This is a genomic window from Microbacterium sp. ZW3a (assembly GCF_057167165.1).
The window spans coordinates 2407109-2426408 of the sequence record NZ_CM169903.1 but is presented as its reverse complement, the minus strand read 5'-3'; the positions used below and the strand labels follow the sequence as shown (position 1 = coordinate 2426408).

Below are 19300 nucleotides of genomic sequence, written 5' to 3'. Positions count from 1 at the left end.
GGTGGGTGGTCGACGTTGTCGCGATGGCGGCATTGGGGGCGATCGCCCTCATCCCGCTGTGGTCGGCATACGGCGGCGCGATGTTCTGGGTGACGGCGGGCGGCGCGATCCTCGTCGGCGCGGCGCTGGCCGTCGTCGGAGCCGTGCGCCGGTGGCCGGTGATCGTGCTGGCCGCGTCGGTGGTGCTGGCGTACTTCCTGGTCGGCAGCGCGTTGGCGTTCCCTTCCCGCGCGCTGTGGGGCTTCGTCCCGACCGTCGAGACGGTGACGGACCTGGCCACCGGAGCGGCGCGGGTGTGGAAGGAGTCGGTCACTCTGCCGCCCCCCTTCGTCGGGGTCGAGTCGATGTACGTCCTCCCGCTCCTTCTGGGACTGATCGTGTCGGCCGTGTCGGTGTCCGCGGCTCTTCGGACGCGTCGCGCTCCCGTCGCTCTCCTCGCTCCCGCGGCGCTCCTGGTGGCATCCATCGCCCTGTCGACCTTCGACAGCGTCGCGCCGGCGCTCGTGGGCGGCGGTTTCGGAGCCGTCGCCCTCCTCTGGTCGGTGTGGCGCTCGCGCCTGCGGTCCGCCGAGATCGATCGTGGGGAGGATGCCGGAGCGCAGCCGTCACGCACGGCGGTGGTGCCCGCGGTGGCCGCCGTCTCGATCGCGGCCCTCGTCGTCGGAGCGGGAGCGGTGGGGACCGCGGCCGCCACAGCCGCGCCGCTCGGGGATCGTCAGGTCGTGCGCGACCACGTCGTGCCTCCGCTGGAGCTGCACGACTACGCGTCTCCTCTGACGGGGTTCCGCAAGTACACGAAGGACGCCGACGACGGCACCCTGTTCACCGTTTCCGGTCTCCCGGAGGGAGCGCGCATCCGCCTGGCGACCCTCGACGCGTATGACGGTGTCGTCTACTCGGTCTCGGGTGCCGGCTCGGGGGCCGGCACGTTCTCCCGGGTGGGGCGGCGCCTCGAGCCCGCGACATCCGGCGACCCCGCCCGTGTCGAGGTCACGGTGGGCGCGATGCGGGGAGTATGGATGCCGACCGTCGGCTATCTCACCTCGGTCTCCTTCGACGGGACGGATGCCGTCGAGCGCGACGGCGCGCTGCATTACAACAACGCGACGGGTACCGCGCTGGTGACCTCGGGGCTGAGCGAAGGCGACACCTACGGCTTCGAGACGATCGTGCCGACTCTGCCGACCGCGGAGCAGCTGGATGCGGCGCCGATCGCGCCAATCACCACGCCCGCTCCGGAGCGGGTGCCCGATGACCTTGTCGCGGCTGTCGATGTGGCCACCGCGGGCGCTGAGACACCGGCCGCGCAGGTGCGTGCGATCGAGGCGTACTTCCAGACCAACGGGTTCTTCTCGCACGGGCTCGAGGGCGAAGTGGCTTCACGCTCAGGCCATACCCTCGCCCGGGAGAGCGATCTCTTCTCGCAGCCGCAGATGGTGGGCGACGACGAACAGTACTCCGTGGCGATGGCGCTCATGGTCGCGCAGCTCGGGATCCCCGTGCGTGTGGTCATGGGGTTCTCCGGCAAGAACGAAGGACTTCCCGGCGGCACGCTCGAACTCACGGGCGAAGAGCTGCATGCCTGGGTCGAAGTGCCCTTCGACGGATACGGCTGGGTGCCGTTCTGGCCCACCCCCGCCGAAGACAAGGTGCCGCAGGAACAGACACCGCAGGAGCGGCAGAAGCCGCGTGTCCAGGTCGCCCAGCCCCCGGCCCAGCCTCAGGAACCCGCACAGCTGCCGCCCGCGCCGCCGGTCGAGGACGCCCGCGACAGCGAGGAGCAGGCGGATCTGGGATGGCTCTGGATGGTCCTGCAGATCGCCGGATGGTCGCTCGGCGCCGTCGCGGTCCTGTTCGCGCCGTCTCTGCTGCTCGGCCTCGCCCGAGCTCGCCGACGTCGTCGTCGGGCCTCGGCCGACGACCCGGCCGAGCGGGTTTCGGGCGGATGGGCCGAGCTCGTGGACACTGCGCGCGATAACGGGGCGAGCGTCGCGGCCGGGGCGACCCGCCGTGAGCAGGGCGTCGCGTTGGACGCGCATTTCCCGACGGCCGGTGTCGGGGCGCTCGCCGTCCGAGCCGACGCGGCCGTCTTCGGGGGCGGACATCCCGCCGACGACGAAGCGGCGGCGTTCTGGGCGGATGTCGCCAGTGCCTCCGGGGGGATCCGCCGTGCCGTGCCGTGGTGGCGTCGGGTGCTGTCGCGGCTGTTTCCCGCGTCCGTGTGGGAGAGCGTGCGTGCGCGAGTGCGGCGCCTCGGCGGGCGGAGGAGACGATGAGCGAATCCTCGGGCACCGTCCACCTCGAGTGGGGGGCGAGTTCGGACACCGGTCTGCGGCGCGCCGTGAACGAAGACGCCTACCTCGCAGAGGCGCCGATCTTCCTCGTCGCCGACGGCATGGGAGGGCACGAAGCAGGGGCGGTCGCCAGCGGACGGGCGATCGACGGATTCAGAGCCCTCGTCGGACGCGAGATCGTGACCGTCGACGACGTCCAGGACGCGTTCGCGGAAGCGGCCCGCAGCGTGCGATCGATCGCGACCCGCGTTTCGGCGGCGGGTACGACTCTCTCGGGCATCGCCGTGTGCGAGCAGGTGGGTGAGCCGTACTGGATGGTGTTGAACATCGGCGACTCTCGCACGTACCGGCTCCTGGACGGACGTCTCGAACAGATCAGCATCGATCACTCGGCTGTTCAGAGCTTGATCGACGCGGGCGAGATCGATGCGGCCGAGGCGGAGCGGCATCCTCAGCGCAACGTCGTCACCCGCGCCGTCGGCGGAGGGTCCACGGGGGTGCCCGACTACTGGCTCCTTCCGATGGCGCCCGGTGACCGCATGATGATCTGTTCCGACGGTCTGAACAAGGAAGTCGGCTTCGACGACATCCATCGCGTGCTGATGGAGGAATCCGACGCTCAAGCAGCGGCGGAGCGACTCGTCGAGGCTGCTCTGCGCCGGGGAGGCAAGGACAACGTCACCGTTGTGGTCGTCGACTCCTCGTTCGTGGGGGAGTTCGACGTGAACGAAAGCACCGTCCCGCGGGTTCCGGTGAGACCGCACATGTCGCCGCGTCATGCGGGAGAGGGAACATCCGATGTCGTCATATGAGCCCGGAACCTGGCACGGGGCGATCGCTCCCAGCGGTGTGGCTCTGCTCGCCCCGCCGCTCGACGACAGCATCGCCGAGCGCGTGTGGACGGCGTTGTCGACCTCCGCCGGTGTCGAGGCGGTGATCGGGACGCTCGTCGGGGCGTTCGGGGCCTCGTTCGCGGTCGAACTCCCCACCTTCGCCCTGATCGTTCCGACCCTCTCCGGTGAGTCCCGCGTGATCGTCCGAGGCGACGTGTATGTCCGCGTGGAGAGCGCCGCCGGTGTTACGACCGAGATCGTCGCGGAGCCCGGGACGTTCTGGACCGAACGCGCGTTACCGGGCGTGGTGCGCGCCGAGATCGGCGCCCGCGCAGCGACCGTCTCGCGCCGTCTTCTGCCGGTGAAGGACGGGCTGGTGCTGGCCACCAGCGTGTCCTGGGCGTTCGACGACGCCGCGCCCGGCGAGAGCCGACCGGTCGTGTCCACCGTGCGTCCCACGCCCACGCCCACGCCCGCGCCCGCGCCCGCGCCCGACCCCGCACCGGAGCCGGAGCCCGCACCGGAGCCGGAGCCCGCACTGGAGCCTCCGCCCGTTTCCGCGCCGGCCGTTCCGTCCGCCCCGGACCCCGCGGTCGTCTCGGTCGAGACACAGCCCCCGATCGCGGAAGACACCAGCGGCCCGATCGACTCGAGGGCGGAGTCACCGGAGATTCCGTCTCCCGCCGTCGGTTCATCGGTCGTCGGCGACGACACCTCCACCCTGCACGAGCTGCTCTTCGGACACACGAGAGCCGGGTCGATCGAGGATGCCGCCGTCCGTCCGACGGAGAGCGACATCGACGAGGCGGTCCCCGCCCCCTCCTTCATCGGGTCGATCCCCGGCGCCGGCACGGCCGTCGTTCCGCCGCGGCTCGGTGACCACGACGGCCGCACGATTTCGGGGGAGGAGCTTCGGCGCCTGGCTGCCCAGACTCCCTCTCCGCCATCCGGGGAGCGGGGCGTGCCGACCATGATCACCTCGACGGGCGCGCGGTACCTCCTCGATCGCGGAGCCGTCATCGGATCCCAGCCGAGCGTGGTGCGGGCGACCGGGACGCTCCCGCACATGGTCGCCGTGTCGGGTCCGGCTTCCGAGATCTCCCGCCGACACGTCGAGATCCGCGTCGAGGGGCCCAACGTTCTCGCGGTGGATCTGAACTCCACCAACGGCACCTATCTCCTTCGCATCGGTGTGGATCCTCTTCGCCTTCACCCCCTCGCGGCGACGCTGCTGGTGGCGGGGGACAGGCTCGACCTCGGTGACGGAGTCATGCTCGACTTCGAGGGGCTCCCGTGAGCGGCCGCCGTCCGGCCGCGGATCCGCCCGTTCTCGCCGGCTACACCTACCTCGAGCCGCTGGGCACCGGCGGGTTCGCCGACGTGTTCTTGTACCAGCGGGAATACCCGCGCAACAAGGTGGCGGTCAAAGTCATGCTGCGTGATCGTCTTGATGACGAATCGAAGCGGCGTTTCGTCGACGAGGCCAATCTCATGGCCGAATTGGGCAGCCACCCCTCGATCGTCCAGATCTTCGATTCGTCGGTCTCCGACGATGGGCGCCCCTACTTGATCATGGAGTATTGCCCCGGCCCCAACCTGCAGATCCAGCATTCGCGCCAGCCGTTCTCCGAGGCGAAGACGCTGGACTACGGCGTTCAGATCGCCGGTGCCGTCGAGATGGCCCACCGCGCCGGCATCCTGCACCGCGACATCAAGCCCGCGAACATCCTGGGCGGCGCGTACAACAGGCCCAAGCTCTCCGACTTCGGGATCGCCGGATCGAGTTCGAGCGCGTCGGCGGGGTTGAGCGTGCCGTGGTCGCCCCCGGAATCATTCGGTGGCACGGCCAGCCCGGCATCCGATGTGTATTCCCTCGCGGCGACCCTCTACACGCTGGTGGCGAACCGCAGTCCGTTCCAGATTTCGGGTGCCTCCAACGGTGATTTGGACATGATGCGCCGTATCGAGACCATGCCGTTGCCGCCCATCGGGCGCCCGGATGTCTCGGATGCGTTCGAGGCGGTCATGGCTCGGGCGATGGCGAAGAACCCGCGGGATCGATACGCCAGCGCACTCGAGTTCGCCCGGGCGCTGCAACACGTGCAGATCCTCCTGAAGTTGGGAGTAACCCAGCTCACCGTCGAAGAGGAGGAGATCGCGCCCGTCGTCCCGGACGAGGACGGTCCCGGTACGCGGCATCGCGAGGTGAAACAGATCGACGCGCAAGCGCCGACGGCCCCGCCCTCCTTTTCTGCGCCCACTATCTCCCGTGTGGGGGGCAGCCCGGTCGTCGCCGACACCATCGACGCCTCCCGGATGCCGTCAACGGCGGGGGCCGGACGCCCCGTGTTCGTCCCGTCCTCGGAGCCGACCGAGACGTCCCTCGGGCCGGTGCCGACGCCGACGCTGGTTTCCGAGCGCGTGGGCGATGTCGCGTCCGCTCCCGTCCCCGCCCGACGAAAGCCCCGCTGGGGTCTCCTCGCCGCGACCGGGGTGATCGTCGCCGTTGCTGCCGCGGTAGCCGTCGCCGCGGTCGTGATTCCCCGTGACGAGGTCGAGAGTCCTCGTCCGGCGATCTCGATCGACCCGGTGGATGCCGCGCCCACGCCGGCGTCGTCGACCCCCCTGGTGTCAGACCTCACCGGCGTCGTCACGGACGGCACCGCCGTCTTCTCCTGGACCAATCCCGCGCCCGCGTCGGGCGACCTGTATCTCTGGCGTCCCGTCGTCCCGGGCGAGGAGCACGACTTCGAGGAGACCGCCGAAACCCGCGTGACGGTCCCGGCCACGGGTTCCGCTGCACCGTGCATCGAGGTGGTTCTGCGCCGGGCCGACGGACGATCCTCCGCTGACGGTGCCGAAAGGTGTGCGACATGACCCCGATCCCGCTCCCCGCCGAAATCGGCTTCGATGACGCGGCCGTGCACGTGGAGTACTGCGGCGAATGGATGCGTGTGGCGCCCGGGCAGACCTTCACGGTGGGGCGCGAAGCCGACCTCGCCATCGACGACAACCCGTTCCTTCACCGGAGGCTCCTGGAGATCGCGCAGTTCGAGGGGCTGTGGATGCTGCGCAACGTCGGCTCCCGCCTCGCTGTGACCGTGAGCGACGGCGCCGGCCGGCTCCAGTCGTGGCTCGCCCCCGGTGCGTGGCTCCCCCTCGTCTTCGGCCGGACGACGGTCGTCTTCAGCGCTGGACCGACGACGTATGAGATCACGCTGCTCGTGGCCGAACCGGTCTTCAGCGAGACCCAGCCCACCGCGAGCGAAGGATCGACGACCGTGGGCGAGGTCACGCTCACCCTGTCGCAACGGCAACTCATCGTCGCGCTCGCCGAACCGCTCCTGCTGCGCGAAGGCACGGGGCTGGGAGAGATCCCCACCAGCGCGCGGGCCGCCGCGCGCCTCGGATGGGCGATCACGCGCTTCAACCGCAAGCTCGACAACGTCTGCGACAAGCTCGATCGGCTGGGCGTCCAGGGGCTGCGGGGAGGAGTCCGCGCCTATGCCACGAATCGGCGCATCCGGCTCGTCGAGTACGCGATCGCATCGCGCGTGGTCACCCGTGCCGATCTCGCGCTCCTCGATATTGATGCGACTCAGGCGGAGGACGCGGCATCGTGAAGATCAAGGTTGCCTATCACCGATCGGGCGGCGATGTCGTCCCGGTTGTCATCACCGCCGAGGCGACGGCGACGATCGGAGAGATCGCCCGTGAACTGATCGACACCGATCCCACGGGTGCGGACCGATCGCGATTCGGTCGCCGCGTCACTCTGCGCGTGCACACGCCGCTCACGGGGCGAGACACCCTTCTCCCCGCCACGCGCGCCGTCGGCGAAGCGGCGATAGCCTCCGGAGCCACGATCTCGGTGGCTGAGGCCGAACCCGAGAGCGTGGGGGGATCGGCCGCGGCGGTGCTGACGGTCGTGGCGGGCCCGGATAGCGGTCGCTCCTTTCCGCTGGCGCTCGGCGAGACCGTTATCGGACGAGACCCCGCCGTCGATGTCGTCGTGACCGATCCGCTCGTGTCCAAGCGTCACGCCCGTATCGAAGTGGGCACGGGCATCGAACTCGTCGACCTCAACTCGGCAAACGGCATCCTCGTGGACGGGGTGCGCGTCACGCGTGTCGTCCTCGCCACCGGTCAGTACGCGCAGATCGGCGACACCACGATCGCGGTTGCCCCGGTCGTGTCTCTTCTTCCACCGCGCGAGCGCGTGAGCGGCGGCGTCGAGCCTTTCCTTCGCTCGCCGCGCGTGGAGATCCGCTTCGCCGAGCGCGTGCATCCGCGACCGCAGGTGCCGGTCAGCCCCACGCCGCCGGTGTTCAGCTGGATCATGCTCATCGCCCCGATCGCCCTCGGGCTGGCGATGTTCCTCATCACCAATCGCGCTCTGTCGCTCCTGTTCGTCGCGATGGCGCCCATGATGATGGCCGCGAACTATTTCAACGGGCGGATGAAGAACAAGCGCAGCCAGCGCACCGACCTGGGCAAGTTCGAGGCCCAGCTGGCCTCGCTCGAGAAGACTCTCGCGCAAGAGACCGCCGAGGAAGTGGAGTTGCGCCGAGCTGAAGCGCCCTCGACGGCCGAGGTCTACGCGGCAGCCCTGGCGCGCGGTCCGCTGCTGTGGGCACGGCGTCCGGAGCACTGGTCCTTCCTCACCGTGCGTCTGGGTGTGGCCACGATGCCCTCGCGCTCGCGCGTGGCGCCACCTCCCGACGTCGATGACGGAATCCCGGAGTTGTCACGGCGACTGGATGCGCTCGTCGAGCGGTTCGCGGCGGTTCCGAACGTCCCGGTGCTGGAGTCCCTGCCGGTCTCGGGCGCTCTGGGCATCATCGGTGCACAGTTCGGGCCGCACGTGCTGCGGTCGATCCTCGTGCAACTGCTGGGGCTGCACTCTCCCGCCGAAGTGAACGTGGTGGCCCTGACCAGTCCCGAGGAGCGGGCCGAACTGGAGTGGTTGCGGTGGCTCCCGCACACGAGCCCCGCGCAGCCCCCCATCGACGGCATCCGTCTGGCGGATTCCCAACCGACGATCGCGGGTGTGCTGTCGCAGTTGGAGGGCCTGGTCGCACAGCGACTCGGGCGCCGCGCCGACGACCCGCTGCCGCCGCACGGTCCGCTCGACGACGATCTGTCGGCGACCTCCCGTGGGGGGCGGCTGGGTGGGCCGACGCCGGACGGTCCGCCTTCACCGCCGATCGTCATCGTCGTGGTGACCGAGAACGCCGTCGTCGACCGCGCGCGTCTGCTGCGCGTGGCCGAGACATCGTCGCTGACGGGGATCGTCCCGATCTGGCTCGCAGCCGACCAGGTCTCCCTGCCGGCGGTGTGTCGCACCTTCATCGACGTCACCCACGGTCTGGACGCCGCCCGTGTCGGCTTCGTCCGACACGGACGCGTGGTCACCGGTGTGCAGACGGAGGGTGTCGATCGCGACCACGCCGAGGTCTTCGCGCGGGCATTGGCCCCCCTCGTCGATTCGGCCGCCGTGGTTTCGGATGCCAGTGATCTGCCCCAGGAGGTGTCTCTCGTCACCCTCCTGGGTACCGACATCATCGAGACCCCGTCCACCGTCGTGGAGCGATGGCGACAGAACGAATCGCTCCACGACCGGACCGCCGCTCCGCAGGCGAAGGCTCGGGCCGGCTCGCTGCGCGCACTGGTCGGTCAGATGGGGGTGGATGCCATGCACCTCGACCTGCGTACTCAGGGTCCGCACGCGCTGGTCGGCGGCACCACCGGAGCGGGCAAGAGTGAGTTCCTCCAGTCGTGGGTACTCGGGATGGCCGCGGAATACAGCCCCGACCGGGTCACCTTCCTGTTCGTGGATTACAAGGGCGGCGCCGCCTTCGCCGATTGCGTGCGCCTGCCCCACTCGGTCGGGCTCGTGACCGACCTCAGTCCCCATCTGGTGCGCCGGGCTCTGACGAGCCTCCGCGCCGAGCTCCGGTACCGCGAGCACTTCATCAACCGGAAGAAGGTCAAGGATCTGCTCGAGCTCGAGCGGCGGGGAGACCACGACGCTCCGCCCGCGCTCGTGCTCGTCGTCGACGAGTTCGCCGCGTTGAGCAAAGAGGTCCCGGAGTTCGTGGAAGGCGTCGTCGACATCGCGCAGCGGGGACGCTCCCTCGGCATCCATCTGATTCTCGCGACTCAACGGCCGGCGGGAGTCATCAAGGACAACATCCGCGCCAACACCAACCTGCGCATCGCTCTGCGTGCCGCCGACGAGTCAGACAGTACCGATGTCATCGGAACACCGGTCGCCGCTCACCTGGACCCCGGTATCCCCGGCCGTGGGATCGCCAAGTCGGGGCCGGGGCGACTGACCGCGTTCCAGTCCGCGTACGCCGGAGGGCGCACCGGGGCGGTGCCCGAGCGGGGGAACGCCGTGGTGATCCACCAGCTGGGCTTCGGTGCGGAAACGACGTGGACGCGCCCGGAGGAACCCCGGTCGATTCCCGCGGCGCCCGGGCCGACCGATCAGGTGCGCCTCGTGGATGTCATCGTCGCGGCCGCGCACGAGGCGCAGGTGCCCCCTCCGCGTAAGCCGTGGTTGGCCGAGCTGAGCTCCGCCTACGACCTGTCCAAGCTGGGTGCGCGCACCGACCGTGAACTCGTGCTCGGCGTCGCCGACCTGCCCGACGACCAGGAGCAGCGAACCGTGCGCTTCCTCCCCGACGTCGACGGCAACCTGGCCGTGTACGGGACGAGTGGGTCGGGCAAGACCGTCGTCCTGCGCACGCTGGCCGTCAGTGCCGGGATCACTCCGCGCGGGGGCCCCGTCCACGTGTATGCGCTGGACTTCGCCGCCGGCGGGTTGAAGATGCTCGCCGACCTGCCGCACGTGGGCGCTGTCGTGGGGGGTGATGAGCACGACCGCGTCGTGCGCCTGTTGCGCATGCTGCAAGACCTCGCGGCCGCGCGTGCGCAGGCCTTCCCGATGGTGAACGTGGGATCGATCGCCGACTATCGCACGGCGGCGGGAAAGCCCCACGAGCCGAGGATCCTGTTGCTCGTCGACAACCTGCCCGCCTTCCGGGACGCGTACGAGGTGGTCGGGCCGCGCGCGGCATGGTTCGGGGTGCTCCAGCAGCTGATGAGCGAGGGGCGGCAGCTCGGCATCCACGTGGTCTTCACGGCGGATCGACCGGGCAGTATCTCCGCGTCGATCACCGCGAGCGTCCCGCGTCGCATCGTGCTGCGGTTGGCCGAAGAGAACGCCTATCGCCTGCTGGGTGTGGCCCCGGACGTGCTCGACGGTGCGCCGCCCGGGCGCGCTGTCATCGACGGGTTCGACACTCAGATCGCCGTGTTCGGCGGCTCGGGCAACGTCGCCGATCAGTCCCGGGCCATCGGGCAGTTCGCGCGTGCGCTCGCCCGGGAGGATCGGACTCCCGCTCCGCGGATCCGCGTCCTGCCGACGGAGTACCCGGCTACGGCCCTTCCCTCCGAGGTGGGCGGGCTCCCGGTACTGGGGCTCAGCGACGAGACGCTCGAGCCTGTGGGCTTCGATGCCACCGGAGGCTTCCTCATCGGTGGAGGGCCGGGCAGTGGGCGCACGAACGCGGTCCTCGCCGTCGCCCACGCGTTGCGACGCTGGAGTCCGGATCTGATCATGATGTACGTCGGTGTCCGTCGATCTCTCGTGCCCTCGCAGTTCGATTGGACGCTCGCGCTGACGACGCCCGAAGAGATCGCCGACATGGCCAAGCAGCTGAGCGCGGCGCTGAAGTCGGGGGAGCGGAAGCGCCGGATGGCGCTCGTGATCGAGGGAGTCGGGGATCTCGTCAACACTCCCGCGGATGCGCCGCTCGTGGAACTGCTCAAGCGGCTCCGCCACTCGGAGCACGTCTTCGTCGGCGAGTCCGAGACGTCGTCCTGGGGATCGATCTTCCCGCTCTACACGGAGTTCAAGAACACCCGCCGCGGGTTCCTCCTGCAGCCCGACTGGGTGGAGGGCGATGCGATCCTGCGGACCACGTTCCCGCGTTCGCAACGTACCGAGTTCCCGGTGGGCCGAGGAATGTTGGCGCACGGCGGCCGTGCCGTCAAGGTTCAACTCCCCCTCGCCACAGGGGATTGGTCCCCATTGCCGCCCTCGACGGGCGCTCCCTAACCTGAGGCCAACAACGTCCCGTCGCTCGGCGGACACCACATCACACACCAGGAGAAGACATGTCGAACGTCAACGTCAGCTATGAAGAGATGCGCAACGCGGCTGGTCAGCTGCGCAACGGCCAGGAGCAGCTCAACAGCACGCTCTCGGAACTCAGCACTCTCATCAACGGGCTCGTCGAGTCGGGCTTCGTCACCGACCTCGCGTCGGTCACGTACCAGGACCAGTACCAGCAGTTCACCGACGGCACGCGCACGGCCGTCGATGCCCTGGAGGGGCTGGCGGCATACCTCGAGCAGGCGGCCGACGTTCTCGCCGCCACGGACAGCGACCTTTCGAACGCCATCCGCGGCTGAGCTCCGGGCGAGGCCGAGGCCTCACGCCACTCGGTTCGCCCAGAAACATGGACACCTGGAGAAGAACATGGCCATCATCGTCATGCCGCCGCTCGACCTCGCCTTCACGCTCTACGGCCTTCCGTGGCCCGACATCGACGAAGGAGCGATCGCCGAGTTCGGCGAAGACTTCGACTCGCTGTGCACGGCCGTCACCGACTTCGGTCGCGCCGTCGACGGCCTGCTGAGCATGCTCTCGGATCGGTCTCGATCGGATGCCTTCGACGCTCTGACGGAGGAATGGGCGGCGGTCTGCAATAGCGATGTGTTCCCCGTGATCGAGGCGGCCGGAGATGCGGTGCGCGCCGGTGCAACGGTCACGAGCAACGTGATCACGTCCTACAAGCTGACCCTGATCAGCATCCTGTCGGTGAACGTCGCGGTGGACCTCGTCGCGCTGGCCGTGCCGGGGCCGGGGACGGCGGTGGCCGCCGGACGCGTGGCCACGATGAGGGTCTTCTTGCGCCTCGCCTTTCAGGAGGCGGCGCAGTCGTTCGCCAGCGCCGCGATGAAGGCCTTCGGCGACGCGTTCGAGACCTTCGTGATCGGGCCGATCGAGATCATGTTCGCCCGCATCCGCGAGGCGATCGTCGACCACATCGCCGCCGACATCGTCGCCAACGCATTCGTGCGGGGCGCGACGACCTCGACGGCCGGGGCTCTCTACATCGACTATCACGACGTGGTCGAAGCGACCAAGACCCTGCGCAACGCCTACGACGAACTCGAGAGCAAGCTCGGCATGTTCGACAGCCATGCCGGGCACCAGGAGTTCACCGAACCCGACTACCAGGGCGTGGCCGAGCGCGACTCGCTCCTGCGTTCCCAGCTCAGAGAAGTGATCGAGTGGTCGGTCGGCGCGATCGTCCGCCTGCTCGCGGATGTCGGCCAGGCTGTCCTGAACGATCTGTGCGCGCTCGTCATGGACACGTACGACAAGTACGTCGCCGCGGACGCCGAGCTGGCCGCATCCGCGCGGGCGCTGCGGGAGAGTCTGCTGTTGCGGCCGAGCCCGCTGCCGTACTCGATCGACCGTACGAGCCGGCCGCGTCCGATCGTGGTGTGGGAGGACCCGCCGGAGGAGATCTTCACCGGGCAGGCGGTATCGGACGCACGCTTCGATATCTCGACGTTCGAGATCGTGGATGCGCCCGATCCGGTGGTGACGGGGGTGGCGACCTCCGACGCCCGGTTCGACATTACGATCATCGATCTGCCGGACGCTGTCGATCCGACCGCGACGGGCGTCGCTGAGTCGACGGCGCGTGACGGCATCCGGAGGATCACCTTGCCCGACCTGTCCGTCCCCGACGACGCCGAATCCTCCGCGTGAGCGGAGCTCCGGTGTCCCGCGTCCCTACCGATGAGGAGCCCCTCGTGATGACTGTCCCGATGGACCGACCCGCCCCCGATGCGACGTTCGGGGAGGCCTATCAGCGATTCTGGAAGAAGGGCTTCACCTTCACGGGGCGGGCCAGTCGGGCCGAGTTCTGGAAAGCATGGCTGCTGACTTCCGCTCTCATCGTCGCGCTCTACGTGCTGTCGACGATCATCAGCACGGCGGGGCTTGCCGCGGTGCTGAACTCGGGGAACTACTCCGCCTATTCGTCGGTGAGCGTGATCTCCGGGCTGCTCCTGGCGGTCGCCGCGATCTATGCACTGGCCGTGTTCATTCCCTCGATCGCGGTATCGATTCGACGCCTGCACGACGCCAACCAGCCCGGCGGAATGTACTTTCTCTCGGTCATCCCGTTCGTCGGAGGGCTGATCCTCCTCGTCATGCTCACCCAGCCCGCTCGTCCCGAGGGCGCGCGGTTCGATCTCGCATCGGTGTCCGAACCGCCGCTTCCCCCCGTACCTCCCGCGCCGACGTCCACCTACGGAGAGATCCCGGCGCCGCCCGCGCCCCCGGCTCCGTCGTTCGCCGGGGGCGCGCCGCTCGCTCCCCCTCCGCCGCTTCCGCCTGCGCTGTCCGTGTCGCCCTTCTCCGGTGGCGCTCCGCTTGCGCCGGCATCGGCAGCCCCCGCCGCTTCGGCCGCCCCCGCAGCGCTCGTGGCTCCCGCGCCCGCGGCATTGTCGGGCCCCCCGGCTCCCGTCGCGCCGATCCCCGGCATCCCGGGCATCCCGGCCGTTCCCGTCCCTCCCGCGCCGGCATTCGCCCCCCAGCCCGAGCCCGACCTCGAGCAAACACGAGTGGCGACGTCCTTCGCGGGGAGGGGATGGAGGATAGACCTGCCCGACGGTCGACGCATCGCCGTCGAGGGGGCGGTCTTCCTCGGGCGCGACCCTGTCTCCGAGCAGGGCGGGGTGCTCGTGCCGGTCGATGATCCGGCCCGCTCCATGTCCAAGACCCACGCGCGGTTCGACATCGCGAGTGGGTCCGTCTCCGTGACCGATCTGCATTCGACGAACGGCACGCGCGTCGAGGTGCCGGGAAGCCCCGCCGTCGCGGCCGCTCCGGGTCTTGCCGTCGTGGTTCCGACGGGTGCGACCGTTCTGCTGGGGGACTACGCCGTCCGGCTCCAGCGGGGATGATGAACGAGCGCGACGCGGCGTGGCGGCGTCTGCACGACCCGGCCACGTCGGCAGCGGACCTCGCCGCGATCGCTCGTGCTCACCCCGAGTTCGCGGATGCCATCGCCCGCCACCCCCACTGCTACGACGACCTGCGCGCGTGGGCCGATGCGGTCCGGGCGAACTCACCTCTCGACGCCGACCGGTCGTCGACGCATCCGCGACGGGGCTGGATCATCGCCGCTGCGGTGGCGGGTGCCGTCGTGCTGGGTGGGGCCGGCACGGCTCTGGCCGCGGTGCTGTCGACGGCGGCCCCGTCTGCGCCGTCGGCGGAGGCAGAGGCGCCGGTGCCCGACGCCTCGAGCGCCCCGTCGATTCTGGGGGAGCGCCGTCTGGACGGGCCGCCGGTCTACATCGGCGACGAGCTGAAAATGTTCCTGCTCGACGGGGCCGAGCTCGCCCCCTTCGTCCCCGCGGCGGCGGCGGGCGAGGCGAGTTCTGCGCTGAAGGTGCTCGGGGAGAGCGAGGGGGCCTCGGCGCTGCCGGACGTGTGCGGCGCTTGGCTCCTGCCGGACGAGGGCGCGGTCGTGGGATCGCGGTCGTGGAAATGGAACGGGTCGGGCTACACCGTCGACGCGATGACCGTTCGCCAGTTCCCGACGCCGGAGTTCGCGGCCGCGTGGTTCTCTGACCTCGCCGACCACACCGACGAGTGCGCCCGATTCGAGTTCGGCCAGATCGGCACGTCGTCGATCGAGTGGCAGCTGTCGGTCCTCGCGCGCGCCGGCGAGGGCGTGGTGGTGGCGGTGCTGGAGGGGGCGGAGGGATTCGGTCCGCGCACCGTTGCCGTCGGGCACGACGGCAACGTCGTGCTCACCATCGACGCGCAGGGGACGATCCCCGCCGAGGATGCCCAGCGCCTCGCGGATCTCCTCGCCGCACGGATCGAGCGGGCCCACGAGGCGCTCACCGAGAAGATCGGGTATCGCTGAGCCTCACGGAAGGAACAGCCCGAAGCTCTCCCGAACGTCGGTGCGCAGGGTGAGCGAGGCGTCCTCGACGCGGATCGACCCGACGCCGTCCTGGTTGATCGGGGTGTTCCAGGAGAGCCGGAACCGCATCACGCGACCGGTGCGGTCGGTGACGAGGTAGGCGTTGGCATCCGGTGCGATCTGCACTTCCGACATCGAGCCGCCCGGGAACGCGTCGGTCACGAGTGCTGCCGAGTCGCCGATCATGATCCCGCGGGCACGCGGGGCGATCGAGCGGAGGTCCGCGGCCATGCCCGAACTCGGTCCCGTCTGCACGACCGCCAGGCGGTCATCGACGAATCCCGCCGAGATCAGGGGCGCGCCGCTCGGGGCGTCGAGCACCCAGACATCGTCGTCGTGCCGAGTGAGCCCGGGCACGGCGGACCGGGCGTCGCTCAGGCTCATCCCCAGGGTCAGGGGGCCGATGCCGTCGAAGCCGATCTCCCAGGTGGACGGGACATCTGTGCTCTCGAGCGGAACGCAGCGGCACACCACGATGCGGATGATCCGGCCGGAGCCGTCGGTCTCGACGCGGTAGCCGGTGGCGCTGTTCGGGGCGACCGGGAACACGACGGTCCCGTCGGCCAGGGGGCGGCTCGGACCGTACAGGCCGGTGAAGGCGTCGAGGCCGTCCGCCGGGCGGATCCCCTCGGCGGTGCTGACCGCCGGGTCGGTAGGGGTGATCGAGAACACGCGGCCGTTGCGCAGCTGCACGGTTCCCCACCCGCAGTCCACCTCGATCACCTCGACGCCGTCGACGGTCGACGACCGCCCGACGCGGGTGCCGTCGACGGCGGCGCGCACCTGCGCCAGCGTCATGCCCAGCTCGACACCGTTCATTCCGCGGATGCCAAGCGTGCCGTCGTTCTGCGTGGCGGTGGCCGCCGCGCGCAGGCGGGCCGAGAGTTGTGCGGGGTCGGATGCCGAGACGGCGGTGCCGCCGCCGACGCCGCCGATGCACGTCATCTGCTGCTGCGCCTCTTCGTCGTCGTCGACGCCGAAGCCGACCACGTGGATTGACAGCAGCGGACTGGCGCGGTGCAGTTGGGCGGCGATCTCGCAGGACGAGGGCGGCGCACACGTGTCGACCCCGTCAGAGACGAGGACGATGCTCGCCGCGCGATCGGCGGGCAGCATCTCCGCCGCCGTGCGCAGGGCAGGACCGATGGGCGTGAACCCGGAGGCGCGGATGCCGTCGACGGCCGCGCCCAGCGCCGCGGGATCGACCGGGCGCAGCGGCGAGAGCGTCGTGACGTCCTGGCATCCGGCGGCTCGTTCGCTGTCGTCGTTGCCGGTGCCCGTGCCGAAGACCAGCAGGCCCGTCGGCGTTTCCGCGGGCAGCGCGGCGATGGCTGCCCGGGTCGCCTCCTGCGCGACGGTCATTCGGGTGCGCCCGCCCGCGTCGCGGGTCATGGAGCCGGAGGCGTCGACGATGAACACCACGGGGGCGGGCGTGTCGGTCGAGGCCGACTCGACCGCCCCCGCGGGCGTGACCACGAGAAGCGACCCGAGGGTCGCGATCACAGCGACGACGCCTGTTCGCACGTGCGCCCACCGGCGCGACGCGAACGGTCTCCGCCGAGTCGTTGGAACAGTCTGCATTCGCGGCCCCCTCTTCGCCGCGCCCGCGGGGCGCGCTCGACGCCAGGCTCCCACGGTGGCAAGGACGGCGTCGATGGGGAGAGATCCCCTTCGCGCTCAGTACACGTCGTGCCCGCAGTACGGGCACTTGTAGGAATCCGAGGCGTGCATCTGGTCTTTGAAGACCGTGTGTCCGCGCGAGCAACTGGCCTGGAGGTTCCAGTTGCCGCTCTGGACCTTGGAGGCTTCGGTCTTGAACATCGCCGTTTCCTTTCCGCGGGAGGTCGTTCCCCCCGTCGCCGCCTACGGTGCAATGCGGCGCCCGAGGGGCGCCAGGGGGAATGTTCCCCGCCCGATGGGGAGGTGTCCCCATGGGCAGCGATGCGGCGGTCGTGTGATCGTCGTTGCAACAGCACGGGAGAGTCCCGAGCCGACGAAAGGGACCGGTCATGGCCACGTGGATCGATGTGCGCGCGTACATCCTGGCGAACTACTCCGCCGAAGACATCGGGGAGGGCATCGTCAAGGTCGCCTTCACCATTGACGACTCGCGCTCGCAGGTGGTGTTCCTCTCGCGTCAGACCCTGAACGGCGAAGAGTGGCTGACGGTGGAATCGGTGATCGGGTCGATCGACTCGATCAATCTCCGCGGTGCGCTGGCGCAGGTCGAGAACATCGTCGTCGGGGGCCTGGCGAAGGTGGGCGATCTGCTGACGCTCAAGAACGTCGTGGCGCTGGAGAATCTCGACATCAACGAACTGGTGCGCCCGATGGAGCTGGTGACGCTGTCGGCCGACAATCTCGAACGCGCCCTCACGGGACTCGACGCGTTCTGAGAGCCCGCCTCAGCCGACCACCACCCGCCCCTCCTCGAGCCGTACGGTGCGGTCGATCGCGTCGGCGGGCACGTCGACGTGCGACACCAGCACGACCGCGCGATCGCGGTCGACGGCGCCGAGCAGGTCGCGGAGAAGGGCGTCGGATGCCGCGGGGTCGACGCCCGCGGTCGGCTCGTCGAGCACGAGCACCGGGAAGTCGCGCAGCAGCGCCCGGGCCAGGGCGAGGCGCTGCGCCTGTCCGCCCGAGACGAGGACGCCGCGGTCGCCGACGCGGGCGTCGAGTCCGCCGCGCTCGGCGACCCAGGTGTCCAGGCCCACGCGGGCGAGGACGGCGTGCAGGTCGGCGTCGGTGGCGTCGTCGCGGGCGAAGAGCAGGTTCTGTCGCACCGACTCGTCGAACAGGAACGGCGACTGCTCGACGAGTCCGATCGTGCGGCGCAGGTCGTCGCCGGCGAGCGCGCGCGCCTCGATCCCGCCGATGGTGAAGGACCCGCCGTAGTCGAGGAAGCGCACGAGCACGTGCGCGAGCGTGGTCTTTCCTGCGCCGCTCGGGCCGGTCACGAGCACGCGTTCGCCCGGGCCCACGCGGAGCGTCACGTCGGTGATGCGACCGGTGTCGTCGAGCGCGGCGTCGGAGCGGGCGGGCCAGTGCGCGTGCAGGTCGCGGAGCTCGATCCCCGAGCCCAGCGCGGGGGCGGCACCGGTCGGCGACGGCTCGTCGCGGGGGAGCCCGTCGGGGATCTCGTCGGGCACGGACGCGGCGATGCGTTCAGCGGCCGCGCGCACCTGCCGCCACGAGGCCAGCGCGAGCGGCACGGGGCCGAACACCTCGAAAACGGCCATCGGCAGCAGCACGACGACGGCGAGGCCCGGGCCCGAAAGGGTCCCGCCGGTGACGGCGGGCGCGGCGACGATCAGTGCCAGGAGCGACGCAAGCCCGGCCAGCAGAGACACCGTGCCCGAGGTCAGCCCCTGCGCGGTCCCGCGGCGCACGACCGCCCGGCGGAGCGCGGCATCGGCGAGGCGCACCCGCTCGCGCGCGGCATCCACGGCCCCGTAGGCGGTGAGCACGTCGAGGTTCGTCAGCAGGTCGTGCACGGCGTCGGCCACCGCCGCCCGCAGGGGAGCGATCGACCGCTCCGCGCGGGATCCGGCCGCCCAGCCGAGGGCGACCGACACCGCGAACGCGACGATCAGGCACCCGAGCAGCGCGAGCGCGGCCGGCCACGACACGACGGCGGTGAACCCGACCGCGGCGAGCGCCGTCACGGCCGCCACCGACAGGGGCAGCACGACGCGCAGGGGGAGGTTCTGCAGTTCTTCGACGTCGTCGATGAGGCCCGAGAGCAGTCCGCCCCGCCGGGCGCGGGCCAGCCCGTCGGGCGCGAGGGGAACGAGCTCCCGCACGAGATCTGCACGCACTCCGGCGAGCCTGTCGAGCGCGGCGTCGTGACCGGTCAGTCGCTCGAGGTAGCGGAAGACTCCCCGCGAGAGCGCGAACGCGCGCACCCCGACCACCGCGGCGGAGAGGTACATCACCAGCGGCTGCTCGGCCGCCCGCGCGATGAGCCATGCGCTCGCGGCGAGGAGGGCGACGGCGCTCCCGGCGGTGCCGAACCCCGACAGCACGGCGGGGGCGAACCGGCGCCGCGAGGGCATCGCCGAGCGCAGGATGCCGCGGACCC

The 19300-nt window shown here is 70.4% G+C and carries 14 protein-coding genes; 11 read left to right on the top strand and 3 right to left on the bottom strand.

The genetic code is table 11. From position 1 onward, the window contains the following. The first annotated feature begins 5 nt into the window (after nucleotides 1–5). The 10 genes from ACU6WY_RS11420 (at nucleotide 6) to ACU6WY_RS11375 (ending at nucleotide 15156) form a co-directional block, all read left to right on the top strand. Nucleotides 6–2276 (top strand): transglutaminase-like domain-containing protein, encoded by a 2271-nt coding sequence (locus ACU6WY_RS11420; protein WP_483819767.1) that lies wholly within the window; start codon nucleotides 6–8, stop codon nucleotides 2274–2276. Further along, on the top strand, nucleotides 2273–3106 hold the full coding sequence (locus ACU6WY_RS11415; RefSeq protein ID WP_483819766.1) for a PP2C family protein-serine/threonine phosphatase: 834 nt from the start codon (nucleotides 2273–2275) through the stop codon (nucleotides 3104–3106). Before ACU6WY_RS11420 ends, ACU6WY_RS11415 begins: the two co-directional genes overlap by 4 nt. Next, nucleotides 3093–4424 carry an FHA domain-containing protein gene (locus ACU6WY_RS11410; protein ID WP_483819765.1) on the top strand — a complete coding sequence of 444 codons (1332 nt, stop codon included), beginning with the start codon at nucleotides 3093–3095 and terminating at the stop codon, nucleotides 4422–4424. The genes ACU6WY_RS11415 and ACU6WY_RS11410 overlap by 14 nt, the downstream gene beginning before the upstream one ends. Continuing rightward, entirely contained in the window at nucleotides 4421–6004 is a 1584-nt protein-coding gene (locus tag ACU6WY_RS11405) for a serine/threonine-protein kinase (RefSeq protein WP_483819764.1), read from the top strand. Before ACU6WY_RS11410 ends, ACU6WY_RS11405 begins: the two co-directional genes overlap by 4 nt. Next, the gene (locus tag ACU6WY_RS11400) at nucleotides 6001–6750 is read left to right on the top strand and encodes an FHA domain-containing protein (RefSeq protein WP_483819763.1); all 750 of its coding nucleotides are present in this window, start codon (nucleotides 6001–6003) and stop codon (nucleotides 6748–6750) included. Before ACU6WY_RS11405 ends, ACU6WY_RS11400 begins: the two co-directional genes overlap by 4 nt. Beyond that, nucleotides 6747–11255, top strand: coding sequence for an FtsK/SpoIIIE domain-containing protein (locus ACU6WY_RS11395; RefSeq protein WP_483819762.1), 4509 nt, complete (start codon nucleotides 6747–6749; stop codon nucleotides 11253–11255). Before ACU6WY_RS11400 ends, ACU6WY_RS11395 begins: the two co-directional genes overlap by 4 nt. A gap of 59 nt (nucleotides 11256–11314) precedes the next feature. Then, on the top strand, nucleotides 11315–11611 hold the full coding sequence (locus tag ACU6WY_RS11390; RefSeq protein WP_483819761.1) for a WXG100 family type VII secretion target: 297 nt from the start codon (nucleotides 11315–11317) through the stop codon (nucleotides 11609–11611). Between the two features lie 67 nt (nucleotides 11612–11678). After that, on the top strand, nucleotides 11679–12983 hold the full coding sequence (locus tag ACU6WY_RS11385; protein ID WP_483819760.1) for a hypothetical protein: 1305 nt from the start codon (nucleotides 11679–11681) through the stop codon (nucleotides 12981–12983). Nucleotides 12984–13030: 47 nt separating this feature from the next. Beyond that, complete coding sequence (locus tag ACU6WY_RS11380) at nucleotides 13031–14185, top strand: DUF805 domain-containing protein (RefSeq protein WP_483821915.1); 1155 nt, start codon at nucleotides 13031–13033, stop codon at nucleotides 14183–14185. Beyond that, nucleotides 14185–15156, top strand: a complete 972-nt coding sequence (locus ACU6WY_RS11375) for a variant leucine-rich repeat-containing protein (RefSeq protein ID WP_483819759.1) — start codon at nucleotides 14185–14187, stop codon at nucleotides 15154–15156. The genes ACU6WY_RS11380 and ACU6WY_RS11375 overlap by 1 nt, the downstream gene beginning before the upstream one ends. A gap of 3 nt (nucleotides 15157–15159) precedes the next feature. On the opposite strand, the gene ACU6WY_RS11370 is transcribed toward ACU6WY_RS11375, so the two are convergent. Further along, nucleotides 15160–16719 carry a VWA domain-containing protein gene (locus ACU6WY_RS11370; protein ID WP_483819758.1) on the bottom strand — a complete coding sequence of 520 codons (1560 nt, stop codon included), beginning with the start codon at nucleotides 16717–16719 and terminating at the stop codon, nucleotides 15160–15162. 174 nt (nucleotides 16720–16893) lie between these two features. Further along, nucleotides 16894–17037 carry a hypothetical protein gene (locus tag ACU6WY_RS11365; protein WP_483819757.1) on the bottom strand — a complete coding sequence of 48 codons (144 nt, stop codon included), beginning with the start codon at nucleotides 17035–17037 and terminating at the stop codon, nucleotides 16894–16896. A gap of 188 nt (nucleotides 17038–17225) precedes the next feature. Between ACU6WY_RS11365 and ACU6WY_RS11360 the strand changes: the two genes are divergently transcribed. Continuing rightward, a complete protein-coding gene (locus ACU6WY_RS11360) occupies nucleotides 17226–17612 on the top strand; it encodes a hypothetical protein (protein ID WP_483819756.1) in 387 nt (128 codons plus the stop codon). Nucleotides 17613–17621: 9 nt separating this feature from the next. Here ACU6WY_RS11360 and cydC read toward each other — a convergent pair whose 3' ends face one another. Then, nucleotides 17622–19274, bottom strand: coding sequence for a thiol reductant ABC exporter subunit CydC (cydC, locus tag ACU6WY_RS11355; protein ID WP_483821914.1), 1653 nt, complete (start codon nucleotides 19272–19274; stop codon nucleotides 17622–17624). Between the last annotated feature and the right edge of the window lie 26 nt (nucleotides 19275–19300).

What these genes read in the sequence shown, in the direction of transcription:
- ACU6WY_RS11415 (WP_483819766.1), top strand. Translation starts at nt 2,273, where the DNA reads ATGAGCGAATCCTCGGGCACCGTCCACCTCGAGTGGGGGGCGAGTTCG.
- ACU6WY_RS11410 (WP_483819765.1), top strand. Translation starts at nt 3,093, where the DNA reads ATGTCGTCATATGAGCCCGGAACCTGGCACGGGGCGATCGCTCCCAGC.
- ACU6WY_RS11400 (WP_483819763.1), top strand. Translation starts at nt 6,001, where the DNA reads ATGACCCCGATCCCGCTCCCCGCCGAAATCGGCTTCGATGACGCGGCC.
- ACU6WY_RS11390 (WP_483819761.1), top strand. Translation starts at nt 11,315, where the DNA reads ATGTCGAACGTCAACGTCAGCTATGAAGAGATGCGCAACGCGGCTGGT.
- ACU6WY_RS11385 (WP_483819760.1), top strand. Translation starts at nt 11,679, where the DNA reads ATGGCCATCATCGTCATGCCGCCGCTCGACCTCGCCTTCACGCTCTAC.
- ACU6WY_RS11380 (WP_483821915.1), top strand. Translation starts at nt 13,031, where the DNA reads ATGACTGTCCCGATGGACCGACCCGCCCCCGATGCGACGTTCGGGGAG.
- ACU6WY_RS11375 (WP_483819759.1), top strand. Translation starts at nt 14,185, where the DNA reads ATGAACGAGCGCGACGCGGCGTGGCGGCGTCTGCACGACCCGGCCACG.
- ACU6WY_RS11365 (WP_483819757.1), bottom strand. Translation starts at nt 17,037, where the DNA reads ATGTTCAAGACCGAAGCCTCCAAGGTCCAGAGCGGCAACTGGAACCTC.
- ACU6WY_RS11360 (WP_483819756.1), top strand. Translation starts at nt 17,226, where the DNA reads ATGGCCACGTGGATCGATGTGCGCGCGTACATCCTGGCGAACTACTCC.
- cydC (WP_483821914.1), bottom strand. Translation starts at nt 19,274, where the DNA reads ATGCCCTCGCGGCGCCGGTTCGCCCCCGCCGTGCTGTCGGGGTTCGGC.